This window comes from Nocardia sp. NPDC051787, assembly GCF_040681325.1.
GTDB lineage: Bacteria > Actinomycetota > Actinomycetes > Mycobacteriales > Mycobacteriaceae > Nocardia.
The window spans coordinates 91,474-111,755 of record NZ_JBFAYO010000012.1 but is presented as its reverse complement, the minus strand read 5'-3'; the positions used below and the strand labels follow the sequence as shown (position 1 = coordinate 111,755).

Genomic DNA, 20,282 nt, shown 5'->3' with positions numbered 1-20,282 from the left:
GCGCCGCGCCGATATCGGTTGACCATCGATATCGGCGCGGCCGCGCGACGCTCGTGCGCGGCAAGTACCGTCGGGCTGTCCGGCACTGTTGCATCTGTCCCAGCCGGACGTACGAGGGGAAAGCGGGACCGACCATGCGACGACTGGAACGTACGGGCCTGGTGGCCGCCGCGATGACCACCGCGGCGGGTGTGTTGATCATCGGTGCCTGCGCACAACAGGTTTCGGGCACCGCGGAGGTCAACGAGACGGACCTGGCCGCGTACGCCTCGGAAGTCACTTCTTCGGCGGCCGCGGCCTCGTCGTCGCGGGCCGCGGCCGTGGAACGCGCGACCGACTCGGCCTGCGACGCATTCCTCGCCGCTAACGGCAGTTCAGTGCGGGCGTTCAACGACTACATCGACGCCAGCAACAGCAAAGGCCGCAACGACCCCGACACGAACGGCAAAGCCGACCACGCCGTCGCGACCCTGCGCGACAACGCGCGCTCGGTAGGTCAGAAGGTCACCAGAGACGTGCCGTCCACGGTCGCCGACCCGCTACGCGCATACCGTGACGACACCACGGCCCTGGCCGACACGCTGGACCGTCGCGCGGACACCGACACACTGAACGCCGCGATCGACCGGTTCAACGCCACCAAGAACACGGCGCTGACGGCATGCCAAAGCCATGGCACCCGGTAGCGCGCTGGTCACGGTACAGTAGCCCCCGCACTGATGGCCGCCGGAGTTCTCACCGCCGACATCACCCTTGCCGCCGCGGATGTCGAGACGGTGCAGGCGTGTGTCGTCGGCGCCGTCGCCCAGAAGCCGGCCGACGAGAGAGCCCAGCGCCGAACGGGTCTCACCGAGGACGAATGGCGGCAAGCGGTCGCGCCTTATCCGGTAGTTCATCGCGAGCGGCCAGTACCCCGAATTCGGACGCCGCGTTCGCGACGCCGCAGACCAGGACGCGGACCAGCGCTTCGCTTTCGGGCTCGCTTGCGTGCTGGACGGCATCGCGGTGCACGCGGCCGGTTAGCGGCGCCGCGGGTTTGGTTTCGCCGATCTCGCAGGTCCTTTGGGCCTAGGCCATCGGCACAGCGCGGAACCGGCCGGGTTCGTCAACTCCGCACGGTGTTCCGATCCGCGTTCTGCCGAGCCTGTGCGTGTCCGCGCAGTCGTTCGAGCACGACCAGGATCACGCCGACCACCAGGAACACAGCGGCGATGACCGCTGCCGCGAGCGCGGCACGATCGAGACCCCACCCGGCGAGCAGCGCGGCGCCGATCGCGAGCAACGCCGCGACCAGCAACAACCCGTATCCCGGCCAATTCTTGGTGTCGGCCAGCGCCGCCCCCGGTTGCGGTGCAGGGTCGCGCGCGATGTCCGGAGCATCATCGAGCGGGGGAATCTCCCACGGCTCGTCATCCGCTGTCATTGCTGCTTCCTCATACCTACGGTCGGATACCTGTACGAAGAGGATGCCCGACGCCTCCGCGCCGAAACGTGGACGCGGAACTCAGTTGTAGGACTTGGTGACTCCGTCGAGCAGATGCTCCAGGGTGTCGTAGGTCGGTGTGGCGACCACGTCGATCAGGTCCGCGGCCACTGGAACATTGCGCTCGGCGGCGACCTTCGCGAACTGGGCGGCGCCATTGGTGCGGAAGCCGTGCTCGGCGGCCAGCCGCTGCAGCTCGGGATCGGTGGACAGCAGGCGACCCAGCCGGTCACCGGTCGCCCCGAACGGCACCAGCGTGTGCCGGGACAGCACCGTCGGAGACGGATACAGCAGCGTCATGTCGGGCTTGATCTGTCCGCGCACGGTGGCCTCGACGTACTGCGCCTCGTAGATCCAGACAATCGGCGTGGGGCCCACGCCGGTGGCGAGATAGTTGTTGAACGGTCCTTCGGTGGTGTTCTCGGTGTAGCCCTGGCCGACGAAAAGCCGTGCCAGCGCGGGTGAAACGGCCTGCTCGGCGGTCTGGCCCTGCACGACCGTGTTGCCGTTGGCGACGTAGCTCGCCGCGGCCACATACATCGCGGCCGAATTCGAGCTGCGGGGGTCGGTGGTCGAGATCAGGATGTTCTTGCGCACCGGGTAGGCGGTGTTGCCGGGCAGCTCGTCCCAGCGCGTGCCGTTGCGGACCAGATCGAGATAACGGCGCAAGTCGAGGGTTGACACCGGCCCCTGGCGCACCACACCCGTCCCGCCCAGCAGATCCGCGATCGGCTTGAACGTCGCGATCGCCATCGGCGAAGAGAACGGCGTGTATTTGACGGTTACGTTGCGCTGCCGCTGAATTCGCTCCGCGGCCTGTTCGCTGGACGGGAACGCGAAATCGTATTTCGCGAGGTCGATGGACGTGGCGATCTGCCGCGATCCAGCCGCCTCGACCTCGGCGCGGACGCCGTTGCGCGCCAGCGCTTCGATCACCTTCGGGTCCTGGAAGAACGCCATCTTCTCCGAACCGACGACGCCGCGCACCACGGTGGCCGCAGCAGCGGGGGCAGGTGCGGCGGCAGGCGGCTGCGAGACCGGCTGGCGCACAGCGAACACGACCGCCAGCACGACCACGACGACTGCCGCCGCGGCGGCGAGCGGCACGTAACGCTTGTTCGCCGACCACAATTGACGGAGATCCGGCAGCGTGAACGTGGTATTCGGCTCGGCCGCTTTTTCCACCGCCACGGTCGCGGCTTCGGCTTCCGCCTCAGCGGCCTTCTCCAACTCGCGTCGCACGCGCCGCTCGACCAGGATCGGAATGAACTGCCGCACCGGGCGACCTTCGAACTTGCGTCTCGCCGCACCGACGGTGCTCTCGATATGCTCCGCAGAGTATGTCTCGGTGTAGTTTTCGACCAGTCGCTCCGTCATCTGACGAATCGCCTGTTCCTCACGGACGGTAGCGATAACCACCACAATCTCCTCGGCGTCCCGACGCTAGCGCGGCAGCGTCTCGGGCTGCACCGCGCCGGCCAACCCTAGCCGCATCCGCAGGGCGCCGACATCCGGCCGAACTTCCCGCCAGTGAATGATTTGCACTGCGCCGGTGTACTTCTCACGCACCCGGTGAGGCGCTCCCGCCCAGCTCGAGCGCCAGGAAGCACCGGTGTGCAGGGGACCCGGCACCGCCCGAACAGGGTGTCCGGCCCCCTGAACCCGCCATGGAGAATTCAATACCACATCGCCAATCCGCCACCCCTCGTTGTACTCGTGTTTCCCACGCGCACCGGTGCGCTACTGCATAGCGAAGCGCAGCAGTGCCTGCTTGTCGCCCTGCTTGATCTTGCCCTTGCGGTTCAGCACCTCCAGCTGCCACGCATCGCCGGAACGGAACGCACGGGCCACCGCGTTGGCGTTGTCGTTGCCGAGCAGCGACGGCCAGATGTCGGCGACCTGCTGGCTGCTGCCACCGGTCGAGTCGTAGACCTTGAACGAAATGTTGTTCGCCTTCTCGAACGAACTGCCCTTCTTGAACGCCGCCGCGACGAAGATGATCGCGTCGATCGCGCCGGGCACATCCGCGAAGGTGACGTGCACCGTTTCGTCATCACCGGAAGCCGCACCGGTCTGCTCATCGCCGGTGTGCACAACCGAGCCGTTGCCCAACGGATCCAATGAGTCCAGTCCGGCGAAACGCACCGGCTCACTGCCCTGCATGAGAATCGCGATCAGGTCCAGGTCCACCCCGCGCTTGCGACGCGCCCAGCCGAGTGCACCGCCGCTGGTGCCGCTCGACGGATCCCAGCTCACCCCCACACTGAGCTTGGTGATACCCGCCAGATCCGCGGCGCCATCTTCTTTCTTGAGCGTAATCATGGCTGCCAGGTTACCGGCGATTCCATGCCGCCGAGCGGCGTAGCGGGCACGGGGTCACGCGCGCGAATCGCGCGAATACCGTGCTCTTCCGGTGATTTCCGTACCGTCCCTTTCGGCACATCACCCCGCCGCTGTAGCGCGCATTGGAAGTTGACGATATCGTCAGCGCGTTGGTGTCGAAAGGAGCTGTCCTCATGTCCCGTGTCGCCGTGGTCACCGGTGCTTCGTCCGGAATCGGAAAGGCTACGGCCGCCGCGCTGGCCGGGAGGGGCTATCAGGTGATCGGAACCAGCCGCAATCCCGACACTATCGGCGCGGACGCCCTGGTGGAGGGCGTCGAATATCGGGCGCTCGATCTGACCGACAAGGAATCGATCGAAGCATTCGCCGCTGGTCTCGACCAGGTCGACGTCCTGGTCAACAACGCGGGCGAAAGCCAGGCCGGGCCACTCGCCGAGCTACCCACCGACGCGGTCGAGCGACTGTTCCAGCTGAACGTCCTCGGCCCGGTCGCCCTGACCAAGGCGCTCCTGCCCGGCATGCGCGAACGCAAGTACGGCCGCGTGGTGATGGTCGGATCGATGCTCGCGAGCTTCCCGATGCCCTACCGCTCCTCCTACGTCGCCACCAAGGCAGCACTGCGCGGCTTCGCGGTCGCCGCCCGCTTCGAGGAATCTCCCTTCGGCGTCTGGATCACCGCCGTCGAACCCGGCCAGATCGACACCGGCCTGCGCGAGCGCCGCACGAAATACCTCACCGAAGGCTCCGCCCACACCGCCGACTTCACCACTTTCATGGCGAAACTCGACGAAAAGCAAGCGAAAGGCATTACGCCGGAAAAGGTCGCCACCGCCATCGTCAAGGCAATCGAAGCCGACCGCCCTCGCCCCCTCTACGCCGTAGGCAGCAACGCCCCCGTCTTGTTCACTGTTCGCCGCCTGCTCCCCCGCACGGTCATGGAACGCATCATCGCCCGAGCCCACGGGCTTTCCCGCTGAACGGAGCGATCACCCGCCGGAATCGACGCACCTGCGCACCCCTTCGTGAGTGGCACATGGCTGCGGCGAAAAGACCTCTCCGTGATGTGCCACTCGTGGGTGATCCGCACCTTCCGCTTGAAACGCCCGCGCTGCGAAACATCCGACGAGTCGGTCCAACGAACACTTGGCGCCGCCGAAATCAGCCACTGCTGGTCTACCGATCGTGGCTCGACACCTGCGTAACAGAGAGCTCAGTTTGTACGACGAGAAAACCGCGTACGCACATTGGATCACGTAGATCTTCGTTCCAGAAGCTTGTTCACAAAAGGGAAAACTTATGTCGGCTAAAGAAATTCAGGAGAACTTTTCCGGCCTCGCCGAGAGGGTCGATGCGGCTGGGGGTGCCCTGGCGACGGACATGGGTGAGCTGCGAGATCTACCGCACCTCTTCACCGGTTGGGCGAATCATCGATGCCGCCCACGGAGGAACCGAGCACTCGCACAAGGACCTCTTCAAGGCGATCAAAGAGGTGGCAGCAAAGGATGCCGCGGCAAATCAGACCGAAGAACTGGACTCGTTGCGTGCCACTGTCGAGCAGATCAAGGCGTTGGTCACGGCCATCTAGATGAATGGTGCCGAGAAGTGCGGTGCGCGGCGTGACCGCGCACCGTGGCGGTGGTTGTGTACGACGACCGCCGGAGCGTCCGCGAGTCACATACCCGCCGCTCCCTAGTGCCCCCAGTCGGACTCGAACCGACACTGGGCGGATTTTAAGTCCGCTGCCTCTGCCAATTGGGCTATAGGGGCGTCCGGGACAGCGTACCGAGTCGTACGGCTGTACCGGAATTCCGACAATTCGCCGGGGTGCGGGGCGTCTGCCGTGGCCGGACGGTGGGTGGTGCGGTGGTGCGACCAGGGGTGGCCGCAGGTGTTTCGGCCCGGGGGTGACAGGCGTCCCAGAGAACTAGATCGGCGGCGGAGGGCTGGTGTTAGCGTCTGCGACCGGACTGGGTGCGGAGAATTTCGGCCCTCGGCGTGTCGGCCCTCGGCGTGTCAGCGACGGGGCGGCAGCGGGATTCGGGCGAGGTCGGCGGCGATGTGGATCTCGCCGGTGAAGTACTTCGACGCTTCGGCCAAGTGCTCGTCCAGATCGCGGTAGCGCTGGGAGAAATGGGTGAGCACCAGGGTGCGGACACCGGCGTCGGCCGCGGCTCGGGCGGCCTGGCCCGCGGTGAGGTGGCCGTATTCGGTGGCCAGGTGTTCGTCGGCGTCCAGGAAGGTGGCCTCGATGACGAGCATGTCGACATCGGCGGCGAGTTCCTGGACGCCTGAACACAACCGGGTGTCCATGACGAAAGCGAAGCTCTGCCCGGGCCGCGGCTCGCTGATCTCGTCCAGAGTGATTGTCCGACCCGCCGACTCGACGCTGCCGCGCCGTTGGAGTTCGGAGATGACCGGACCGCGCAGCCCGAGGGCGTGCAGCCGATCGGGCAGGATGCGCCGGCCGGGCGGCTCGCTGAGCCGGTAGCCGAAGGTGTCGACCGGATGCGAGAGCCGGACCGCGGTCACCGTGAACGGCGCCTCGGGCAGATCCACGACGCCCGGTCCGACGATGGGACGCGGCCGCAGCTCGGCGCGGTGATAGTAGGACGTCGCGTTGACCAGCCGGTCGTAGTACACGGCACCCGACGCCGGAAACCACACGTCGACCGGATGCGGCACCCGATCGAGATTGATCCGCTGCACCACCCCGGCCAACCCGAGACTGTGGTCGCCGTGGAAATGGGTGATGGCGATCCGCGTCAGCCCCGTGACCGAGACACCGGCATACGTCATCTGCCGCTGTGTCCCCTCGCCCGGGTCGAACAGGATCGCCTCGTCATCCCACCGCAGGAGATACCCGTTGTGGTTCCGCTGTTTCGTCGGCACCTGGCTAGCGGTCCCGAGAACAACCAACTCACGCTGCGACACCGCGCCAGGCTATCCGCCGATCGCCGATAAGCCGAACGCGGCCGCTACGTCACCGGAGTCTTCCCGAGCAGGGAGTTACGCCGGGAGTAGCTGAAGTAGATGACGAAGCCGATCACCATCCACACCAGGAACCGCAACCACGTCTCCACCGAGAGGTTGAGCATCAGCCACAGGCAGGACAACATCGCGAGCACGGGAATCAGCGGAACCAGCGGGACGCGGAATCCGCGCGGCAGGTCGGGACGGGTGCGGCGCAGGATGAGCACACCTACCGAGACCAGCACGAACGCGAACAGCGTCCCGATGTTGACCATCTCCTCCAGCGTGCCGAAGTCCACGAACCCGGCCAGCAGCGCGCAGGCCACACCGACGAGCACGGTGACGCGGACCGGCGTGCCGTGCTTACCGGTGTGCGCGAGTTTGCGCGGCACCAGGCCGTCGCGCGCCATCGCGAACAGCACCCGGGTCTGGCCGAGGTACATGACCATGACCACCGTGGTGAGCCCGGCGAGCGCGCCGATCGAGATGATGTTCTTCGCCCAGGTCGCGCCATGGATCGCGAAGGCCGTCGCCAACGTGGCGTCGGTACCGGACAGCTCGGTGTAGGACACCATGCCGGTGAGCACGATCGACACCGCCACATACAGGACGGTGACGATGAGCAGCGACCCGAGAATGCCGCGCGGCACCGCGCGCTGGGGATTCCTGGTCTCCTCGGCCGTCGTGGCGACGACGTCGAAGCCGATGAACGCGAAGAACACCAGGCTGGCCGCCGCGAGCAGGCCGTACCAGCCGAAGTTGCTGTGCCCGGCGCCGGTCAGATAGGAGAACAGCGATTGCCGCAGACCTTCGCCTCGCTCACCGGGCTGGGACGGCGGGATGTACGGCGAGAGATTCGAGGACTTGAAGTAGGTGATGCCGACGATCAGCACGAGCGCGATCACGCCCAGCTTGATGGCCACCGCCAGCGCCGACACCCGGGAGGACAACTTGGTGCCGGTCGCGAGCAGCACTCCCAGCACCGCGATCAGCAGCACCGCGCCCCAGTCGAAACTCACCGAGCCGAAGTGCGCGATCGGCGAGGTGGTGCCGAGCACCTCGCCGAGGTACTGCGACCAGCCTTTGGCCACCACCGCCACGGCGAGCGCGAACTCCAGGATCAGGTCCCAGCCGATGATCCAGGCGACGAGTTCCCCGAAGGTGGCGTAGGAGTAGGTGTACGCGCTGCCCGCCACGGGAACGGTCGAGGCGAACTCGGCGTAGCACAGCGCGGTCAACCCGCAGGCGATCGCGGCGAAGACGAAGGCGAGCGAGACGGAGGGACCCGCGACATTGCCCGCGGTGCGGGCGGTGAGCGTGAAGATGCCCGCGCCGACCACCACGGCCACGCCGAAGATGGTGAGGTCCCAGGCGGTGAGGTCCTTGCGGAGTTTCGAGTCGGGCTCGTCGGTGTCGCGAATCGACTGCTCGACGGACTTGGTGCGGAATAGGCCGCCCCATCGGGACGAGACATCACCCGTCTCGGCTTGTGGCCTGGGGTTCGTCACTGGTTCTCCTTCATCAGCGCTGATGTGCATCTGTTCTGTACCCCGGCGGCGCATCAATGCACGCCCGCCATGAACTTGCTGATCCACGGTGCGACGGCGGCGACGATCAGTCCCGCGCACACCACGACCGTCCCGGTGATACCGAAGTAGGCGAATTCGTGGCCCGGGTCATAGAACCGAGCCAAGGTACCCGACATCGAGGTGCCGATGCCAATGGAGAAAAAGTACAGTGCCATCATCTGCGCCCGGAAAGCTTCCGGTGCCAACTGGGTGGTGACCGCAAGTCCCACCGGTGACAGCAACAGTTCGGAGATCGCGAACACGGCCATGATCGCCAGCACGAGCAGGGCGGGCACGGCGCGCCCGGTGGTGCCGGACATGGGCACGAACAACCAGAACGCGGCGCCCATGCCGATCACGCCGAGCGCGAATTTCCGCGGCGTGCTCGGGGCGCGCTGTCCCAGCTTGGTCCACAGGAGCACGAACACCGGCGAGAGCAGGATGACCCAGACCGGCTGGACCGAGCCGATCCAGCTGGACGGCGCGGTCCAGCCGAAGATATTCCAGTTCATCCGTTCGTCGGAGTAGACCGCCAGCACCGTGAAGATCTGCTTGAACAGCGAAAAGAAGACGGCGTTGGCGATGAACAACGGAAGGAACGCGCGCACCCGGCTGCGCTCGAATGGGGTGACTTTGGCGCTGGTGAGCAGCACGGCGAAGTACGCGACCGACGCGACGACGATGACGCCGGTCGTCACCGCGGGCAGGTTGTCCAGTGTGACCAGGCCGGTCACCCACACCACCACGACCAGCAGCACGCCACCGGTAAGCGCGGCGACCAGCGGCCGGACAGCGGTGCGCGGGAGCGGATTCGGTACGTCGCGGCCGTGCGTGCCGAGATTGCGGCGGAACACCATGTACTGGGCGAGACCGAATGCCATGCCGATCGCCGCCGCTCCGAAGCCGTAATGGAAGCCGAGGTGGGTCTGCAGCAGGCCGGTGAGCAGCGGGCCGCTGAACGCGCCGAGATTGATGCCCAGGTAGAACAGCGTGAAACCGCCCGCTGCGCGCGCGTCGCCCTTCGGATAGAGCGTGCCGAGCAGCGAAGAGGCGTTGGCCTTCAGCCCACCGCTGCCGAGCGCGACCAGCATCAGGCCGACCCCCACGCCGGACAGTCCCGGCAGCACGGCCAGCGCGATGTGCCCGGCCATGACCACGACGCCGCCGTAGAACAGGGTTCGCTCCATGCCGAGTAGCCGGTCGGCGATCCACCCGCCGAGCACGGTGGACAGGTAGACCAAGCCGCCGTAGGCGCCGACGATGCCGACGGCGGTGTCCTTGGCCAGTCCCAGGCCGCCGTCGGTGGCCGAGTAGTACAGGTAGTACCCCAGGATGGTGACCATCCCGTAGAACGAGAAACGCTCCCAGAGTTCGACGCCGAACAGGTTGGCCAGCCCGATCGGGTGGCCGAACAAGGTCCGTGTCGCTGATTCGTGCGATGTTGCCGCTTCAACCATCTTCCGACGATCACATGTGGGCGAGCGATCCGGAGAGATTCGTTTGTTCTGTTCAGGAACAAATGTGGTTCGGCGCCCGGAGGTGGTTTGTTTTCCACGCGGTCGGGCACCCGGCTAGCAGCAGGCTAACCAGCGTGATCGACCCCGACCCGCACCCAGAAAGCATCGTGCTGATGGTTCACGTGGAAATGACCGTGCCGACGACACCCGAGCAGATCTTCGACGTCCTGGCCGACGGGTGGCTGTTCTCGGCCTGGGTGGTCGGCGCGACGCACATTCGTGACGTCGACGACGACTGGCCCGCGGTCGGCTCCCGGCTGCATTACAGCGCCGGCGTGTGGCCACTCACCGTGGACGACACCACCGAGGTGGTCGCGTCGGCCCCGCCGCGGATGCTCGAGCTGGAGGCCAAGCTCCGGCCGCTCGGCTCGGCCTGGATTCGCCTGGAACTCGTCGCGACGCCGACGGGCGAAACCGAGGTCCGCATGTACGAGCACTCGAAACATGGGCTCGGCGCCCTGATACCCACCGTCGTCCAGGAACTGCTTCTGGTACCGCGCAACAAGGAATCGCTGTCCAGGCTCGCCGATATCGCCGTCGGCAAGGCACGCCGCGCGGCAACTCGTGCCGAAGTAGGTTCCGGACAGGGACTCCCGGTTACCTGACGGCGTCCGCGGGGCGGGTCAGGCGATGGACAGGGCGATGCCGTCGAGAATGTCGTGCTCGCTGACGACCAGCTCGGAAATGCCCGCGCGGCGCGACAGTTCTTCCGCCAGCACCTCGGTGATGACCGCGCCGCCGCCGATCACGTCGACCCGGCCCGGGTGCATCGGGCCCAGCGCGGCGCGCTGGTCATGGTCCATGGCGATCAGCCTGCCGCAGACGTTGTGTACCTGTTCCAGGCTGAGCCGGGTGAGGTGCACCTTCTCCGAGTCGTATTCCGGAAGGTCGAGCGCTACCGCGGCGATGGTGGTCATCGTTCCGGCCACACCGACCCAGGTGTGCGCCCCTTCCACGGGGACGTGGGTGAACGCCTCCCTGAGCCGTTCGGTGGCGAAGGCGCGGGCGGCCGCGATCTGTTCGGCGGTCGGCGGATTGCCCGCAAGGCAGCGCTCGGTGATCCGGACGCAACCGATATCGGCGGAGAACGCGGCCCGCACGCCCGAGCTGTCCCCGAATACCAGCTCGGTCGATCCGCCACCGAGGTCAACGACCACGAAAGGCCCTGCCGCACTGGACAATTCGCCGATCGCACCGGCGAATGACAGACGCGCCTCCTCGTCGCCGGTGATCACCTCGGCTTCGGCGCCCGACACCACGGTGGCGAGTTCGGCGCGCGCCATGGCGAAGAAATCCTCCCGGTTGGCGGCGTCCCTGGTTGCGGAGGTGGCCACCATGCGGACCCGGCCGACCCCCGCTTCGCGCATCAGGGCCACATAGTCGGCCAGCGCGGCGCGGGTGCGGTCGATTGCCTCCGGGGCGAGTGAACCGGTCGCGTCGACGCCCTGGCCGAGCCGGACGATACGCATCTCCCGGTGCACGTCGGCCAGGTGTCCGTCGCCGAGCACGTCGGCGATCAGCAGGCGGATGGAGTTCGTGCCGCAGTCCACGGCGGCTACCCGGTCACTCATTGCTGCCTCCAGTCTTTCCCGGGCCGGTCGGCTGATACCTCGGCCAGTCGGCCGGAATCGCGGTGCCGCGCAGGCCGTGCTCGGCGGCCAGCGCCACCGCCTCGTCGCCGAGCGGGTTCACTCCCGGCCCCTTGGCCAGCGCGTGCGCGATCAGCACGTGCAGGCACTTGACCCGCTCGGGCATGCCGCCACCGGTGAAATCGGTACCGAGGGATTCGATCTCGTCGCGCTCGGCCAAATAGCTCTCATGGGCCGCGCGGTAGGCGGCGGCCAGTTCCGGGTCGGCGCCGAGCCGTTCGGTCATCTCACGCATCACGCCCGCGGATTCCTGCCGGCTCGCCTCGGCCGTGAGCCGCGGATCGGTCAGGTAGTAGAGGGTCGGGAAGGGGGTGCCGTCCGGCAGCCGCGGCGTGGTCTTCACAACGGCCGGGATCCCGTCCGGGGTGCGGTAGGCGATGGCGAGCACGCCGCGCGGCGCGCGGCCCAGCTGCTCGGCGATGATCGCGAGATCCTGGTCGGTGGGTGCGGTCACCTAGGTCCTTCCGGTGCTTGCGGTGGCGGGGCCGCCGACGTCGGCTGCGGCTCGGAGATGCTGCGCCACAATTCGGTGTACCACGGGTCCGGTTCTCTGGCTTTGGTGGGCGCCGGCGGCGGTGCGGGCGCCTCGATGCCGGGGATCTGCACGATATAGGGTGTCTCCCCGGGCATCACCAGACGCAGCCGATCCCGCGCCTCGGTCCGGATGTAAGCCGGATCTTGTTGCTGCGCACGGCGATCGCGCAACCGGGCCAGATCCGCCTCCAGCTCCGCACGCTGATTCGCCAGCTGCGCCGCCTCGGCGCGCTGGGTGAAATACGTGCGCATCGGCACGGCGAGGGTGAGCGCGAGCCCGCACACCACCATCGCGAGGATCACCGCTTTGCCGGTGGACAGCCCGAGAATGGTGTGGTCGTGCTGGTCGCCGCGGGAATTCGGTTCGCGCTTGCGCGGCCCCGGCTTCTTCTCCGCGGAATCCGACCGTCTGCGACCACGCTTGGCCGCGGCATCGGCCGGGCGTGATCCGGCGGCACGCGACGTGCGGCGGTCCCCTCGTCCGGCCGGACTGGTCCCACGCGCACGTCGCTCCGTCATGTCATGCCTTGGAAATTTCAGCCTTCGAACACGAACCGCGGGAACGCGACGTCCCCGGCGTAGCGCGCCGAGTCACCGAGCGCGTCCTCGATGCGCAGCAGCTGGTTGTACTTGGCGACGCGCTCGCTGCGCGCGGGGGCACCGGTCTTGATCTGGCCGCTGCCGACCGCCACGGCCAGGTCGGCGATGGTGGTGTCCTCGGTCTCGCCGGACCGGTGCGACATCATCGTCTTGTATCCGTTGCGGTGCGCCAGCTCGACCGCGTCCAACGTCTCGGTAAGCGTGCCGATCTGGTTCACCTTCACCAGCAGCGCGTTGGCGGCGCCCTTGGCGATGCCCTCTTCCAGGCGCTCCGGATTGGTGACGAACAGGTCGTCGCCGACGAGCTGGATCTTGTCGCCGATCAGGTCGGTCAGCGCCACCCAGCCGTCCCAGTCGTCCTCCGACAGCGGGTCCTCGATGGACACCAGCGGGTAACCGGTCAGCAGTTCGGCGTAGAACTGCGCCATCTCCTCGGCCGACCGCACGACGCCCTCGAACTTGTAGCCGCTGCCCGAGGTGTAGAACTCGGTCGCCGCGACGTCCAGCGCGAGCGCCACATCGCTGCCCAGCTGCAGACCGGTCTTGCCGATGGCCTCGCTGATCAGGTCCAGCGCCGCCTTGGTGCCGGCCACGTCGGGCGCGAAACCGCCCTCGTCACCGAGGCCGGTGGCCAGGCCTTTGGACTTCAGCACCGACTTGAGCGCGTGGTAGACCTCCGCGCCCCAGCGCAGCGACTCCTTGAAGGTCGGCGCGCCGATCGGGGCGACCATGAACTCCTGGACGTCCACGCCCGTGTCGGCGTGCGCACCGCCGTTGAGGATGTTCATCATCGGGACGGGCAGCACGTGCGCGTTCGGGCCACCGAGGTAGCGGAACAGCTCGAGACCGGAGGACTCGGCGGCCGCGCGCGCCACCGCCAGCGAAACGCCGAGCAGGGCGTTGGCGCCGAGGCGGGACTTGTCCTGGGTGCCGTCCAAGTCCAGCAGCACCTGGTCGACGGTGCGCTGCTCGACGGCGTCCAAGCCGATGACAGCGGGCGCGATCTCGTCGAGCACACCCTCGACGGCCTTGCGCACCCCCTTGCCGCCGTAGCGCTCGCCGCCGTCACGCAGCTCGACGGCTTCGTGCTCGCCGGTGGACGCGCCGGAAGGCACGGCGGCCCGGGTCAGGGTGCCGTCGTCGAGAGCGATCTCGACCTCGACGGTGGGGTTACCGCGCGAATCCAGGATCTCGCGAGCTCCGACCTGTTCGATGATGGCCACGAAAACGACACTCCTTCGGCTGCTGACACGGTAGGTCTTACGGGTTGGCCGTGCGCTGCGAGCCTATCGTCCCCGCGGCTCGGCGGGTAACCGGCACTCCGGGGAGCAACCCATCACACGCGGCGCCCGACGCTGTAGCTGGCGGCCCGGTCGCGCACCGTGAGCAGGTAGCCGCGCGACTGGTTGTAGGTGAGCAACGCCCGCTGCCAGCCGTGCTCGGAGGTGAGATCGCCGCCGCTGGCGCACAGGTAGCGCGCTGCCGTGAGGGCGGCGTCGTCGATGCTCTGTGGGTCGGCGACGTTGTCGCCATTGGCGTCGACGCCCCAGCGCTTCCAGGTTTCCGGAATGAACTGCAGCGGGCCGATGGCACGGTCGTGGACGGGGTCGCCGTCGAGGGCGCCACCGTCGGTGTCCTTGATCAGGGCCACGCCGGGCGAGCCGTCCAGCGCGATGCCGACGATGGGCGGGCGGACCGCGCCGTCGTCGCCGACCGCCGACCCGCGGTGGGTGCCGTGCTTGCTCTCCACGCTGGCGATGCCCGCGAGCGTCGTCCACGCGACGCCGCAGCCGGGGCGGGCCCTGGTCATCACGGCCGCCGCGTAGCCGTAGGCCTCCAGCGCGATCGACGGGATGCCGAGCCGATCCGATTGCTCGTCGGCCCAGCCGCGCAACTGGACAGCGGTGCGGCCGGGGGCGTCCAGATCGATGACGGGCACCGGGGTGCCGGGGCCGGGCGGAATGCCCTCTGGGATCGGTGTGCGGTCGACCCCGCAACCGGCGAGTCCGAGCAACACCACGGCGGCGGCCAAGGCGCCGGTCTTCTTCACCACCTCTCCCATGATCCAGATGGGGATGGGTGCTCGCGGATAACAAGTGCTCGAGGCCACTTCGCGCGTGTCCGGCACATACCCGGATGGAGTGTGCCGCAATCGCACATCGCTCCGTCAACGTCCGGGCCGCTCGGCGGGGCCCCCGCGTGCCGGGAACGAACCGCCGCGCCTCGCGCCTCGGCGGTCGAGTGATCGTCCACGCGGCGTCGCGCCACGGCCAGCGGCGGGCACGTCTTCGGTTCACTACGCCGGGCCGATCCCCTGAGCTCAGACGAGCAGCTCACTGGTCGCCGTGTGCGTCGGCGCGGCGAGAATCGTTCTGGTGTGGCCGGATTCGACGATGCGCCCGTGATCGATGACCAGCAACCGCGGGCAGTATTCGGCGACCAGCGACATGTCGTGGGTGATGATCAGCAGGGCGGTGTCGCGCTCGGCGCGAATGCGGTCCAGGAGGGCCATGATCGAGGCGGCGGTGGCGTGGTCGAGCGCGGAGGTGATCTCGTCGCACAGCAGCACGGCGGGTTCGGCGGCGAGGGCTCTGGCCAGCGCGACGCGTTGGCGTTGGCCACCGGACAGCTCGTGCGGATAGCGGGCGGCCGAGTCGGCGGGCAACTCGACCGACGCGAGGAGGTCGGCGACGCGTCGCGGGATGTCCCGTCTCGGGACCCGCCCGATACGGCGCAGTGGACGACCGAGCGTTTGCGCGACGGTGCGCCGCGGGTTGAGCGCCGATCTGGGATTCTGGGTGACCAGCTGAATACCGCCCGCGCCGTAGCGGGTTCGCCTACCCGCCCCTACCGTGATCGGCTTCCCGCGCAGTTCGAGCGAACCGGTCGCGCACGGATGCAACCCCGCGATGACACGCGCCAGGGTAGTCTTGCCCGCGCCGGAAGCGCCGACCACCGCGAGCGCCGCACCCGCACCCAGCACGAGATCGATACCCGCGAGTACTTGCTGACCGCCGACAGATACGCAGATTCCCTGTGCACGCAAAACCAGCTGGTCCACTGGTCGGTCATCCGGCGCGGAATCGGGTGGTGCCACGCCGGTCACGTGGCCGAACGGAGCGCGGTCGCCATCGAGCACCGACACCGCCCGAGACTGATCATCGGTTCGGCCACCACCATTCGGATCAGCGGTGATCGGTACCGCGGGAGTGGCGCTCGACGCTCGGTGCGCGGTCCCGGCGACCGTGCCGGAAGTCCTTGTCGGCGCGGTTTTTCCGTTCCGTGGCGCCTCGGCCGGTTGTCCTGGCGCGGATGCCGGATGGATGGCGCCGAGTTCGACGACGTCGTCGGCGATCGAGTGCACGAGGGCGGTGTCGTGGCCGGAGAGCAGGATCGCCGCGGACCGTTCGCGGGCGAGTTCGGCGAGCCGAGCGGCGATATCGGTGCGTAACGCGCCGTGCAGTCCGGCGAGCGGTTCGTCGAGCACCAGCACACCGGTGCGGCGGATCAGCGCTCGGGCGAGGGCGACGCGGCGTTGCTGGCCGCCGGAGAGTTCGCCGGGGCGGCGGTGCAGGTAGTCCGGCGACAGGCCGACCAGCGCCAGCGTGTCGGTCAGCGCGGCCTTGGACGCGCCCGGCGCCACCTCGCGCAGCAGTGCACGGACGCGCATCAACGGATTCAGCGCCGAACCCGGGTCCTGCCCGACGTAGGCGATGTGCTGGCGCCGAAATTGCCGCAGCGCATCCTGGTTCAGCGCGAGCACGTCATGTCCGGCGACGGACGCCGAGCCGGTGGTCTGTGCGGCGCCGGACGGCAGATGCCCGAGCAGCGCACGCATCACCGTGGTCTTGCCTGATCCGGACGGACCGGTCAGCGCGGTGACCGTGCCCGTCGGTATCCGGAAGGTCGTGGGACCGGCCAATTCCTGCCCGTTCGAGCCGAGGACGGTCAAGCTGTCGACCAGCACGAGCTCACCCATCGCCGTACCTCCGCCTTGGTTCGCGCGCTTCTCCGGCACTCCCGGATTCCGTCGTGACGGCACTCATTCCCGCTCCCCTTGTCCGAATGCCGAGACGGCGAGGTTCACGCTGACCGCGACGATCGCGATCGCCAGGCTCGGCGCCAGCACCGCCAAGGGATTGAGCAGCATGCCGGACGCGTTCTCGCGCACCATGACCGCCCAGTTGCTCGCGCCGAGCGTGGTGGGCAGATGCAGGAACGATGCGGTGCTGACCAGATAGATCCCCACCACGAAACGCAGACCTAGCTGTGTCGTCAGTACTCGTCGCAAATTGGGGATCACTTCCCGGAAGACCAGATACGGCAACGACTCACCCGCGGCCTGCGCGCTTTCCACGTATCCGGACGCGGCGACACCGGCAGCGGCGGCCGTGAAGATCCGTGCGCAATAGGGAGCGCCGAACAGCAGCGCCAACACGATCAGTCCGATGCTGCCCGCCTCCGGCCACGAGGTCAGCACGAGCAGGATGCCCAGCACCGCGGGCAGCAGGATGACGAAGTCGGTGCCGAGTTCGATCACCGCGCCGATCCGCGGGCGCAGCACCGCAACGACGCCGAGCACACACGCAGTCCCGGTCACCACCACCGCGATGACCGCCGACAGCAACAGCAATCCCCAACCGCCATAGAGCAACTGGCTGAACACGTCGCGGCCCAGCCGGTCGGTGCCGAGCACCGCGCCGTCACCGGGATCGCCGAACGGTATCCCGATCGCCTCCTCGGCCGGATGCGGCGCGAGCGTCGGCCCCAGCAGCGCAAGCGCGGTCACGACCAGGGCGGGCGCGACGGTCGACCAGCCGAGCCATCGCCCCGCCGGACGCGCGACGGAGGTCGAACCGTTCATCGCCGCCCCCGCAGCGACCAAGCCCGGATACCGTCGGCGGCGGCCAGCATGCCCATGATGACCACCCCGGACAGTGCGACGACCGCGGCGACCACCGAGGTGTCGCGGTCGGCGACCGAACCGGCCAGCACCGCGCCGACACCGGGATAGTTGAAGATGGTCTCGACCACCAGGGAGCCGCCGAGCAGCATCCCGACCGTGGTGGCGAAGCTGGCGACGATGGTCGGCAGCGCGAACGGCAGCACGTGGCGCGCCAGGACGACGCGGGTGGAAAGCCCGTCCAGCACCGCGCTTTCCACGTGTGGAGCTTCGGCGGCGTCGGCCAGCGCGGCCCGCACCACCCTGGTGTTCCAGCCGATCTGCGGCAGCGCCAGTGCCAGCACCGGCAACACCAGCATGTCGGGTCCGGCCGGAAAGCCGGACCGGTCGGTGATGGTTACCGCGGGCAGCCAGCCCAGGGCCAGCGCGAACACCAGGATCAGCACCGTCGAGATCACGAACTCGGGGATCGCCACCGCCGTGGTCGTCGCGGGCTGAAGCACGCGCGTCGCCGCACTGCCGGGCCGCGTCGCCCACCACGCGCCGAGTGCGAGCGAAGCGAACACGGTCAACGCCAAGGCGAGCCCGCCCAGCAGCAGCGTCGGCGGGAACTTGTCGACCAGCAACTCGTTCACCGAACGCCCCCGCGCGGTATGGCCGAAATCGCCGGTGGCGACGCCCGATATCCAGTCCGAGAACCGCACCGGCAGGGGACGATCCAGACCGAGCTGGTGTTCCTTGGCCGCGATCTGCTCCGGAGTGGCCTCGCGGCCGAGGACGGCGCGGGCGGTGTTTCCCGGCAGCAGATCCACAGCGACGAACACGGTGGCCAGCAGCGCCACCAACAGGGCGACGCGCCGGAGCAGAAGTCGTGCGAAGGAGATCACCCGGCCAGCCAAGCCCTTTCCAGCTGGACCCGGGCGAACCCGCCGAGCGTGGGTAGCTCACGCACTCGGGAGGACGCGATATCGATGCCGTCGGCCATGCCCCAGACCAGGTACCCGCCGCGGTCGTACTGAATACGCTGCAGCTCCTGCGCGGCCTGCTGGTATTCCGAGTCACTCCGTGCCGCGAGTGCCTTAGCGGTCGCCGCATCGAACGCCGCGTCCTTGAAGGCGGTCTCGTTGCGGTTGGAGCCGCTCGACAGCAGCTTGCTCGCGAAGAACAGTGTGGAATCGTTGGTGCCCCAGGAGATCGTGTAGATCGGCGCCTTCAGCCAGGTCTGGTCGTAGAAGGCGTTCGGCTCCTGGGTGATCACCTCGAGCCGGACGCCGATCTGGGCCAGCTGGGTGGCGATGACCTTCGCCGATTCCACTTCGCCTGGCGCCTCGGCCTTGGTGACGAACGGATAGGTCCGTCCCGTGTCGAAGGTCGCCTCGCGCAGCAGCGCCTTCGCGCGGTCCAGGTCACGAGTGCGCTGCGCGATGGAGGTGTCGTAGGCCGGATCGCCGGTGCCGAGGATGTCGTTGGCGATCTTCCCGTAACCCGAATGCACTTGATCGACCAGGGCGTTGCGGTCGACGCCGAGCCGGAGGGCAGTGCGCACCCGCGCGTCGGCGAACGGACCGTCGGAGGTGCGCATGGCGACGCCGACCACCGTGTCGTTCGGGCGGCGCACCACCGTCAGATCACCGCGGCCTTCGGCGGTGCGGCCGGCGATGGCGCCGGCGTTGGAGGCGAGGTCGATCTGCCCGGCGAGTACCGCGTTGCCCAGAGCGGTCACGCTCTCGAACATGGTGACCTCGATGGCGTCCAGCAGCGGCGGCGTGCCGTGCCACTGCTCGTTGCGCACCAGCCGGACGTTGCCGCCTTGGTAGGACTCCAGGCGGAACGGTCCGCTGCCGATGGCCTTGGCGAAATCCGTGGTGTCCTTCTTGACCGTGAAGGTCATCAACCGGACCAGCAGCGGCAGCTGGGTATTCGGCTCCGGCACCGCGAGCACCACCCGGTTCGGCCCGTCGGCCGTGATGTCCTCGACGGCCACCGGCATTTTCGACGCGCCGCCGACGGTGCGCAGCCTGCGCAGCGACCACACGACGTCCTCGGAGGTCACCGGCGATCCGTCGTGGAAGGTCGCGTTCTCGGCGAGGGCGAAGCTCCAGCGACGCCGGTCGGCGTCCGGCTCCCACCGGGTGGCCAGGCGTGGCGCGACGTTCGGGTCGGCACCCGGCACGGTCAGGGCGTCGTAGACCAGCGAGGTGATCAGGAAGTCGCTGTCGTTGCTGAGGTTGGCGTGCGGATCGCGTTCCAGCCGAGCCGAGGTGCCGAGCGCGCCGACCCGCAGTGTGCCGCCGCGCCGGACCGGTCCGGACGAGTCCGCGCCATCGGAGCAGGCGGCGACCAGCAGCACCGCCCCCACTCCGAGACTCGACCGCAATAGTTGCCGCCGATTCAAAGCCATTGTCCTGCCCTCATTCCTGGACGCACGCAACCGCTGTACCGCAGAATCACTACAGTTCAGGACAGGCTAGCCTAATCCATCGAACGACTCGCCGATACCGGCAGCAAAACGGCGGCACAATGGCGCACTACCGGCAAACCGGCGAACCAGCACCAAAACGCCCGTCCACGACCTACCCTCGTCGGATCCGAGTTATGCATTTCGGCTATTTTTCAGCCGACGCGCTTAGGTAAGCCTTGCTTCACCCGGCCGAAACGGTTACCTTCGCAGTTCGATCCTCACCCCTGCTTTTCGAACCGATGCGAAGAAGGGAA

Annotated in this window: 20 protein-coding genes and 1 tRNA gene; 5 read left to right on the top strand and 16 right to left on the bottom strand. The window is 67.9% G+C overall.

From position 1 onward, the window contains the following. The first annotated feature begins 134 nt into the window (after positions 1-134). Positions 135-686 (top strand): hypothetical protein, encoded by a 552-nt coding sequence (locus AB0M45_RS15360; RefSeq protein WP_364328278.1) that lies wholly within the window; start codon positions 135-137, stop codon positions 684-686. A 208-nt stretch (positions 687-894) separates the two neighbouring features. Then, complete coding sequence (locus AB0M45_RS15355; RefSeq protein ID WP_364328514.1) at positions 895-1,023, top strand: TetR/AcrR family transcriptional regulator C-terminal domain-containing protein; 129 nt, start codon at positions 895-897, stop codon at positions 1,021-1,023. A gap of 82 nt (positions 1,024-1,105) precedes the next feature. Here the strand turns inward: AB0M45_RS15355 and AB0M45_RS15350 are convergent, their stop codons facing one another. From AB0M45_RS15350 to AB0M45_RS15340, 3 genes are all read right to left on the bottom strand, one after another. Further along, positions 1,106-1,423: a UsfY protein gene (locus tag AB0M45_RS15350; protein ID WP_364328275.1), complete on the bottom strand. Its 318-nt coding sequence runs from the start codon at positions 1,421-1,423 to the stop codon at positions 1,106-1,108. 81 nt (positions 1,424-1,504) lie between these two features. Continuing rightward, positions 1,505-2,902 (bottom strand): three-helix bundle dimerization domain-containing protein, encoded by a 1,398-nt coding sequence (locus AB0M45_RS15345; protein WP_364328272.1) that lies wholly within the window; start codon positions 2,900-2,902, stop codon positions 1,505-1,507. A gap of 321 nt (positions 2,903-3,223) precedes the next feature. Next, positions 3,224-3,805: a TerD family protein gene (locus AB0M45_RS15340; RefSeq protein WP_330228540.1), complete on the bottom strand. Its 582-nt coding sequence runs from the start codon at positions 3,803-3,805 to the stop codon at positions 3,224-3,226. Between the two features lie 194 nt (positions 3,806-3,999). On the opposite strand from AB0M45_RS15340, the gene AB0M45_RS15335 reads away from it, so the two are divergent. Next, positions 4,000-4,803, top strand: coding sequence for an SDR family oxidoreductase (locus AB0M45_RS15335; RefSeq protein WP_364328268.1), 804 nt, complete (start codon positions 4,000-4,002; stop codon positions 4,801-4,803). Between the two features lie 404 nt (positions 4,804-5,207). Next, positions 5,208-5,411 carry a hypothetical protein gene (locus tag AB0M45_RS15330; protein ID WP_364328265.1) on the top strand — a complete coding sequence of 68 codons (204 nt, stop codon included), beginning with the start codon at positions 5,208-5,210 and terminating at the stop codon, positions 5,409-5,411. Positions 5,412-5,519: 108 nt separating this feature from the next. Here the strand turns inward: AB0M45_RS15330 and AB0M45_RS15325 are convergent. From AB0M45_RS15325 to AB0M45_RS15310, 4 genes are all read right to left on the bottom strand, one after another. Next, positions 5,520-5,593: transfer RNA gene (locus AB0M45_RS15325), tRNA-Leu, on the bottom strand. Between the two features lie 246 nt (positions 5,594-5,839). After that, entirely contained in the window at positions 5,840-6,757 is a 918-nt protein-coding gene (locus tag AB0M45_RS15320) for a ribonuclease Z (RefSeq protein ID WP_364328262.1), read from the bottom strand. Between the two features lie 44 nt (positions 6,758-6,801). Further along, positions 6,802-8,304 carry an amino acid permease gene (locus AB0M45_RS15315; RefSeq protein WP_364328260.1) on the bottom strand — a complete coding sequence of 501 codons (1,503 nt, stop codon included), beginning with the start codon at positions 8,302-8,304 and terminating at the stop codon, positions 6,802-6,804. 53 nt (positions 8,305-8,357) lie between these two features. Then, positions 8,358-9,821 carry an oligopeptide:H+ symporter gene (locus AB0M45_RS15310; RefSeq protein ID WP_364328257.1) on the bottom strand — a complete coding sequence of 488 codons (1,464 nt, stop codon included), beginning with the start codon at positions 9,819-9,821 and terminating at the stop codon, positions 8,358-8,360. Positions 9,822-9,994: 173 nt separating this feature from the next. Here AB0M45_RS15310 and AB0M45_RS15305 point away from each other — a divergent pair, with 173 nt between their 5' ends. Further along, positions 9,995-10,486: an SRPBCC family protein gene (locus AB0M45_RS15305; protein ID WP_364328254.1), complete on the top strand. Its 492-nt coding sequence runs from the start codon at positions 9,995-9,997 to the stop codon at positions 10,484-10,486. Between the two features lie 18 nt (positions 10,487-10,504). Here AB0M45_RS15305 and AB0M45_RS15300 read toward each other — a convergent pair whose 3' ends face one another. The 9 genes from AB0M45_RS15300 to AB0M45_RS15260 all read right to left on the bottom strand — a co-directional run bounded on the left by AB0M45_RS15300 (position 10,505) and on the right by AB0M45_RS15260 (position 19,968). After that, complete coding sequence (locus AB0M45_RS15300; RefSeq protein ID WP_364328250.1) at positions 10,505-11,452, bottom strand: Ppx/GppA phosphatase family protein; 948 nt, start codon at positions 11,450-11,452, stop codon at positions 10,505-10,507. After that, a complete protein-coding gene (locus AB0M45_RS15295) occupies positions 11,445-11,984 on the bottom strand; it encodes a DUF501 domain-containing protein (protein ID WP_364328247.1) in 540 nt (179 codons plus the stop codon). The genes AB0M45_RS15300 and AB0M45_RS15295 overlap by 8 nt, the downstream gene beginning before the upstream one ends. Continuing rightward, on the bottom strand, positions 11,981-12,583 hold the full coding sequence (locus AB0M45_RS15290; protein WP_364328244.1) for a septum formation initiator family protein: 603 nt from the start codon (positions 12,581-12,583) through the stop codon (positions 11,981-11,983). Before AB0M45_RS15290 ends, AB0M45_RS15295 begins: the two co-directional genes overlap by 4 nt. Positions 12,584-12,600: 17 nt before the next feature. Next, on the bottom strand, positions 12,601-13,887 hold the full coding sequence (gene eno, locus AB0M45_RS15285) for a phosphopyruvate hydratase (RefSeq protein ID WP_364328241.1): 1,287 nt from the start codon (positions 13,885-13,887) through the stop codon (positions 12,601-12,603). A 113-nt stretch (positions 13,888-14,000) separates the two neighbouring features. Then, positions 14,001-14,726: a lytic murein transglycosylase gene (locus tag AB0M45_RS15280; RefSeq protein WP_364328238.1), complete on the bottom strand. Its 726-nt coding sequence runs from the start codon at positions 14,724-14,726 to the stop codon at positions 14,001-14,003. Between the two features lie 258 nt (positions 14,727-14,984). Continuing rightward, positions 14,985-16,643 (bottom strand): ATP-binding cassette domain-containing protein, encoded by a 1,659-nt coding sequence (locus AB0M45_RS15275; protein ID WP_364328235.1) that lies wholly within the window; start codon positions 16,641-16,643, stop codon positions 14,985-14,987. 63 nt (positions 16,644-16,706) lie between these two features. After that, a complete protein-coding gene (locus AB0M45_RS15270) occupies positions 16,707-17,528 on the bottom strand; it encodes an ABC transporter permease subunit (protein ID WP_364328232.1) in 822 nt (273 codons plus the stop codon). After that, a complete protein-coding gene (locus tag AB0M45_RS15265) occupies positions 17,525-18,454 on the bottom strand; it encodes an ABC transporter permease (RefSeq protein ID WP_364328229.1) in 930 nt (309 codons plus the stop codon). Before AB0M45_RS15265 ends, AB0M45_RS15270 begins: the two co-directional genes overlap by 4 nt. Further along, a complete protein-coding gene (locus AB0M45_RS15260; RefSeq protein ID WP_364328226.1) occupies positions 18,451-19,968 on the bottom strand; it encodes an ABC transporter substrate-binding protein in 1,518 nt (505 codons plus the stop codon). The genes AB0M45_RS15265 and AB0M45_RS15260 overlap by 4 nt, the downstream gene beginning before the upstream one ends. Positions 19,969-20,282 lie beyond the last annotated feature (314 nt).

What these genes read in the sequence shown, in the direction of transcription:
- AB0M45_RS15350 (WP_364328275.1), bottom strand. Translation starts at nt 1,423, where the DNA reads ATGACAGCGGATGACGAGCCGTGGGAGATTCCCCCGCTCGATGATGCT.
- AB0M45_RS15290 (WP_364328244.1), bottom strand. Translation starts at nt 12,583, where the DNA reads ATGACGGAGCGACGTGCGCGTGGGACCAGTCCGGCCGGACGAGGGGAC.
- AB0M45_RS15270 (WP_364328232.1), bottom strand. Translation starts at nt 17,528, where the DNA reads ATGAACGGTTCGACCTCCGTCGCGCGTCCGGCGGGGCGATGGCTCGGC.
- AB0M45_RS15300 (WP_364328250.1), bottom strand. Translation starts at nt 11,452, where the DNA reads ATGAGTGACCGGGTAGCCGCCGTGGACTGCGGCACGAACTCCATCCGC.
- AB0M45_RS15305 (WP_364328254.1), top strand. Translation starts at nt 9,995, where the DNA reads ATGGTTCACGTGGAAATGACCGTGCCGACGACACCCGAGCAGATCTTC.
- AB0M45_RS15275 (WP_364328235.1), bottom strand. Translation starts at nt 16,643, where the DNA reads ATGGGTGAGCTCGTGCTGGTCGACAGCTTGACCGTCCTCGGCTCGAAC.
- AB0M45_RS15340 (WP_330228540.1), bottom strand. Translation starts at nt 3,805, where the DNA reads ATGATTACGCTCAAGAAAGAAGATGGCGCCGCGGATCTGGCGGGTATC.
- AB0M45_RS15280 (WP_364328238.1), bottom strand. Translation starts at nt 14,726, where the DNA reads ATGGGAGAGGTGGTGAAGAAGACCGGCGCCTTGGCCGCCGCCGTGGTG.
- AB0M45_RS15310 (WP_364328257.1), bottom strand. Translation starts at nt 9,821, where the DNA reads ATGGTTGAAGCGGCAACATCGCACGAATCAGCGACACGGACCTTGTTC.
- AB0M45_RS15360 (WP_364328278.1), top strand. Translation starts at nt 135, where the DNA reads ATGCGACGACTGGAACGTACGGGCCTGGTGGCCGCCGCGATGACCACC.
- AB0M45_RS15335 (WP_364328268.1), top strand. Translation starts at nt 4,000, where the DNA reads ATGTCCCGTGTCGCCGTGGTCACCGGTGCTTCGTCCGGAATCGGAAAG.
- AB0M45_RS15260 (WP_364328226.1), bottom strand. Translation starts at nt 19,968, where the DNA reads ATGGCTTTGAATCGGCGGCAACTATTGCGGTCGAGTCTCGGAGTGGGG.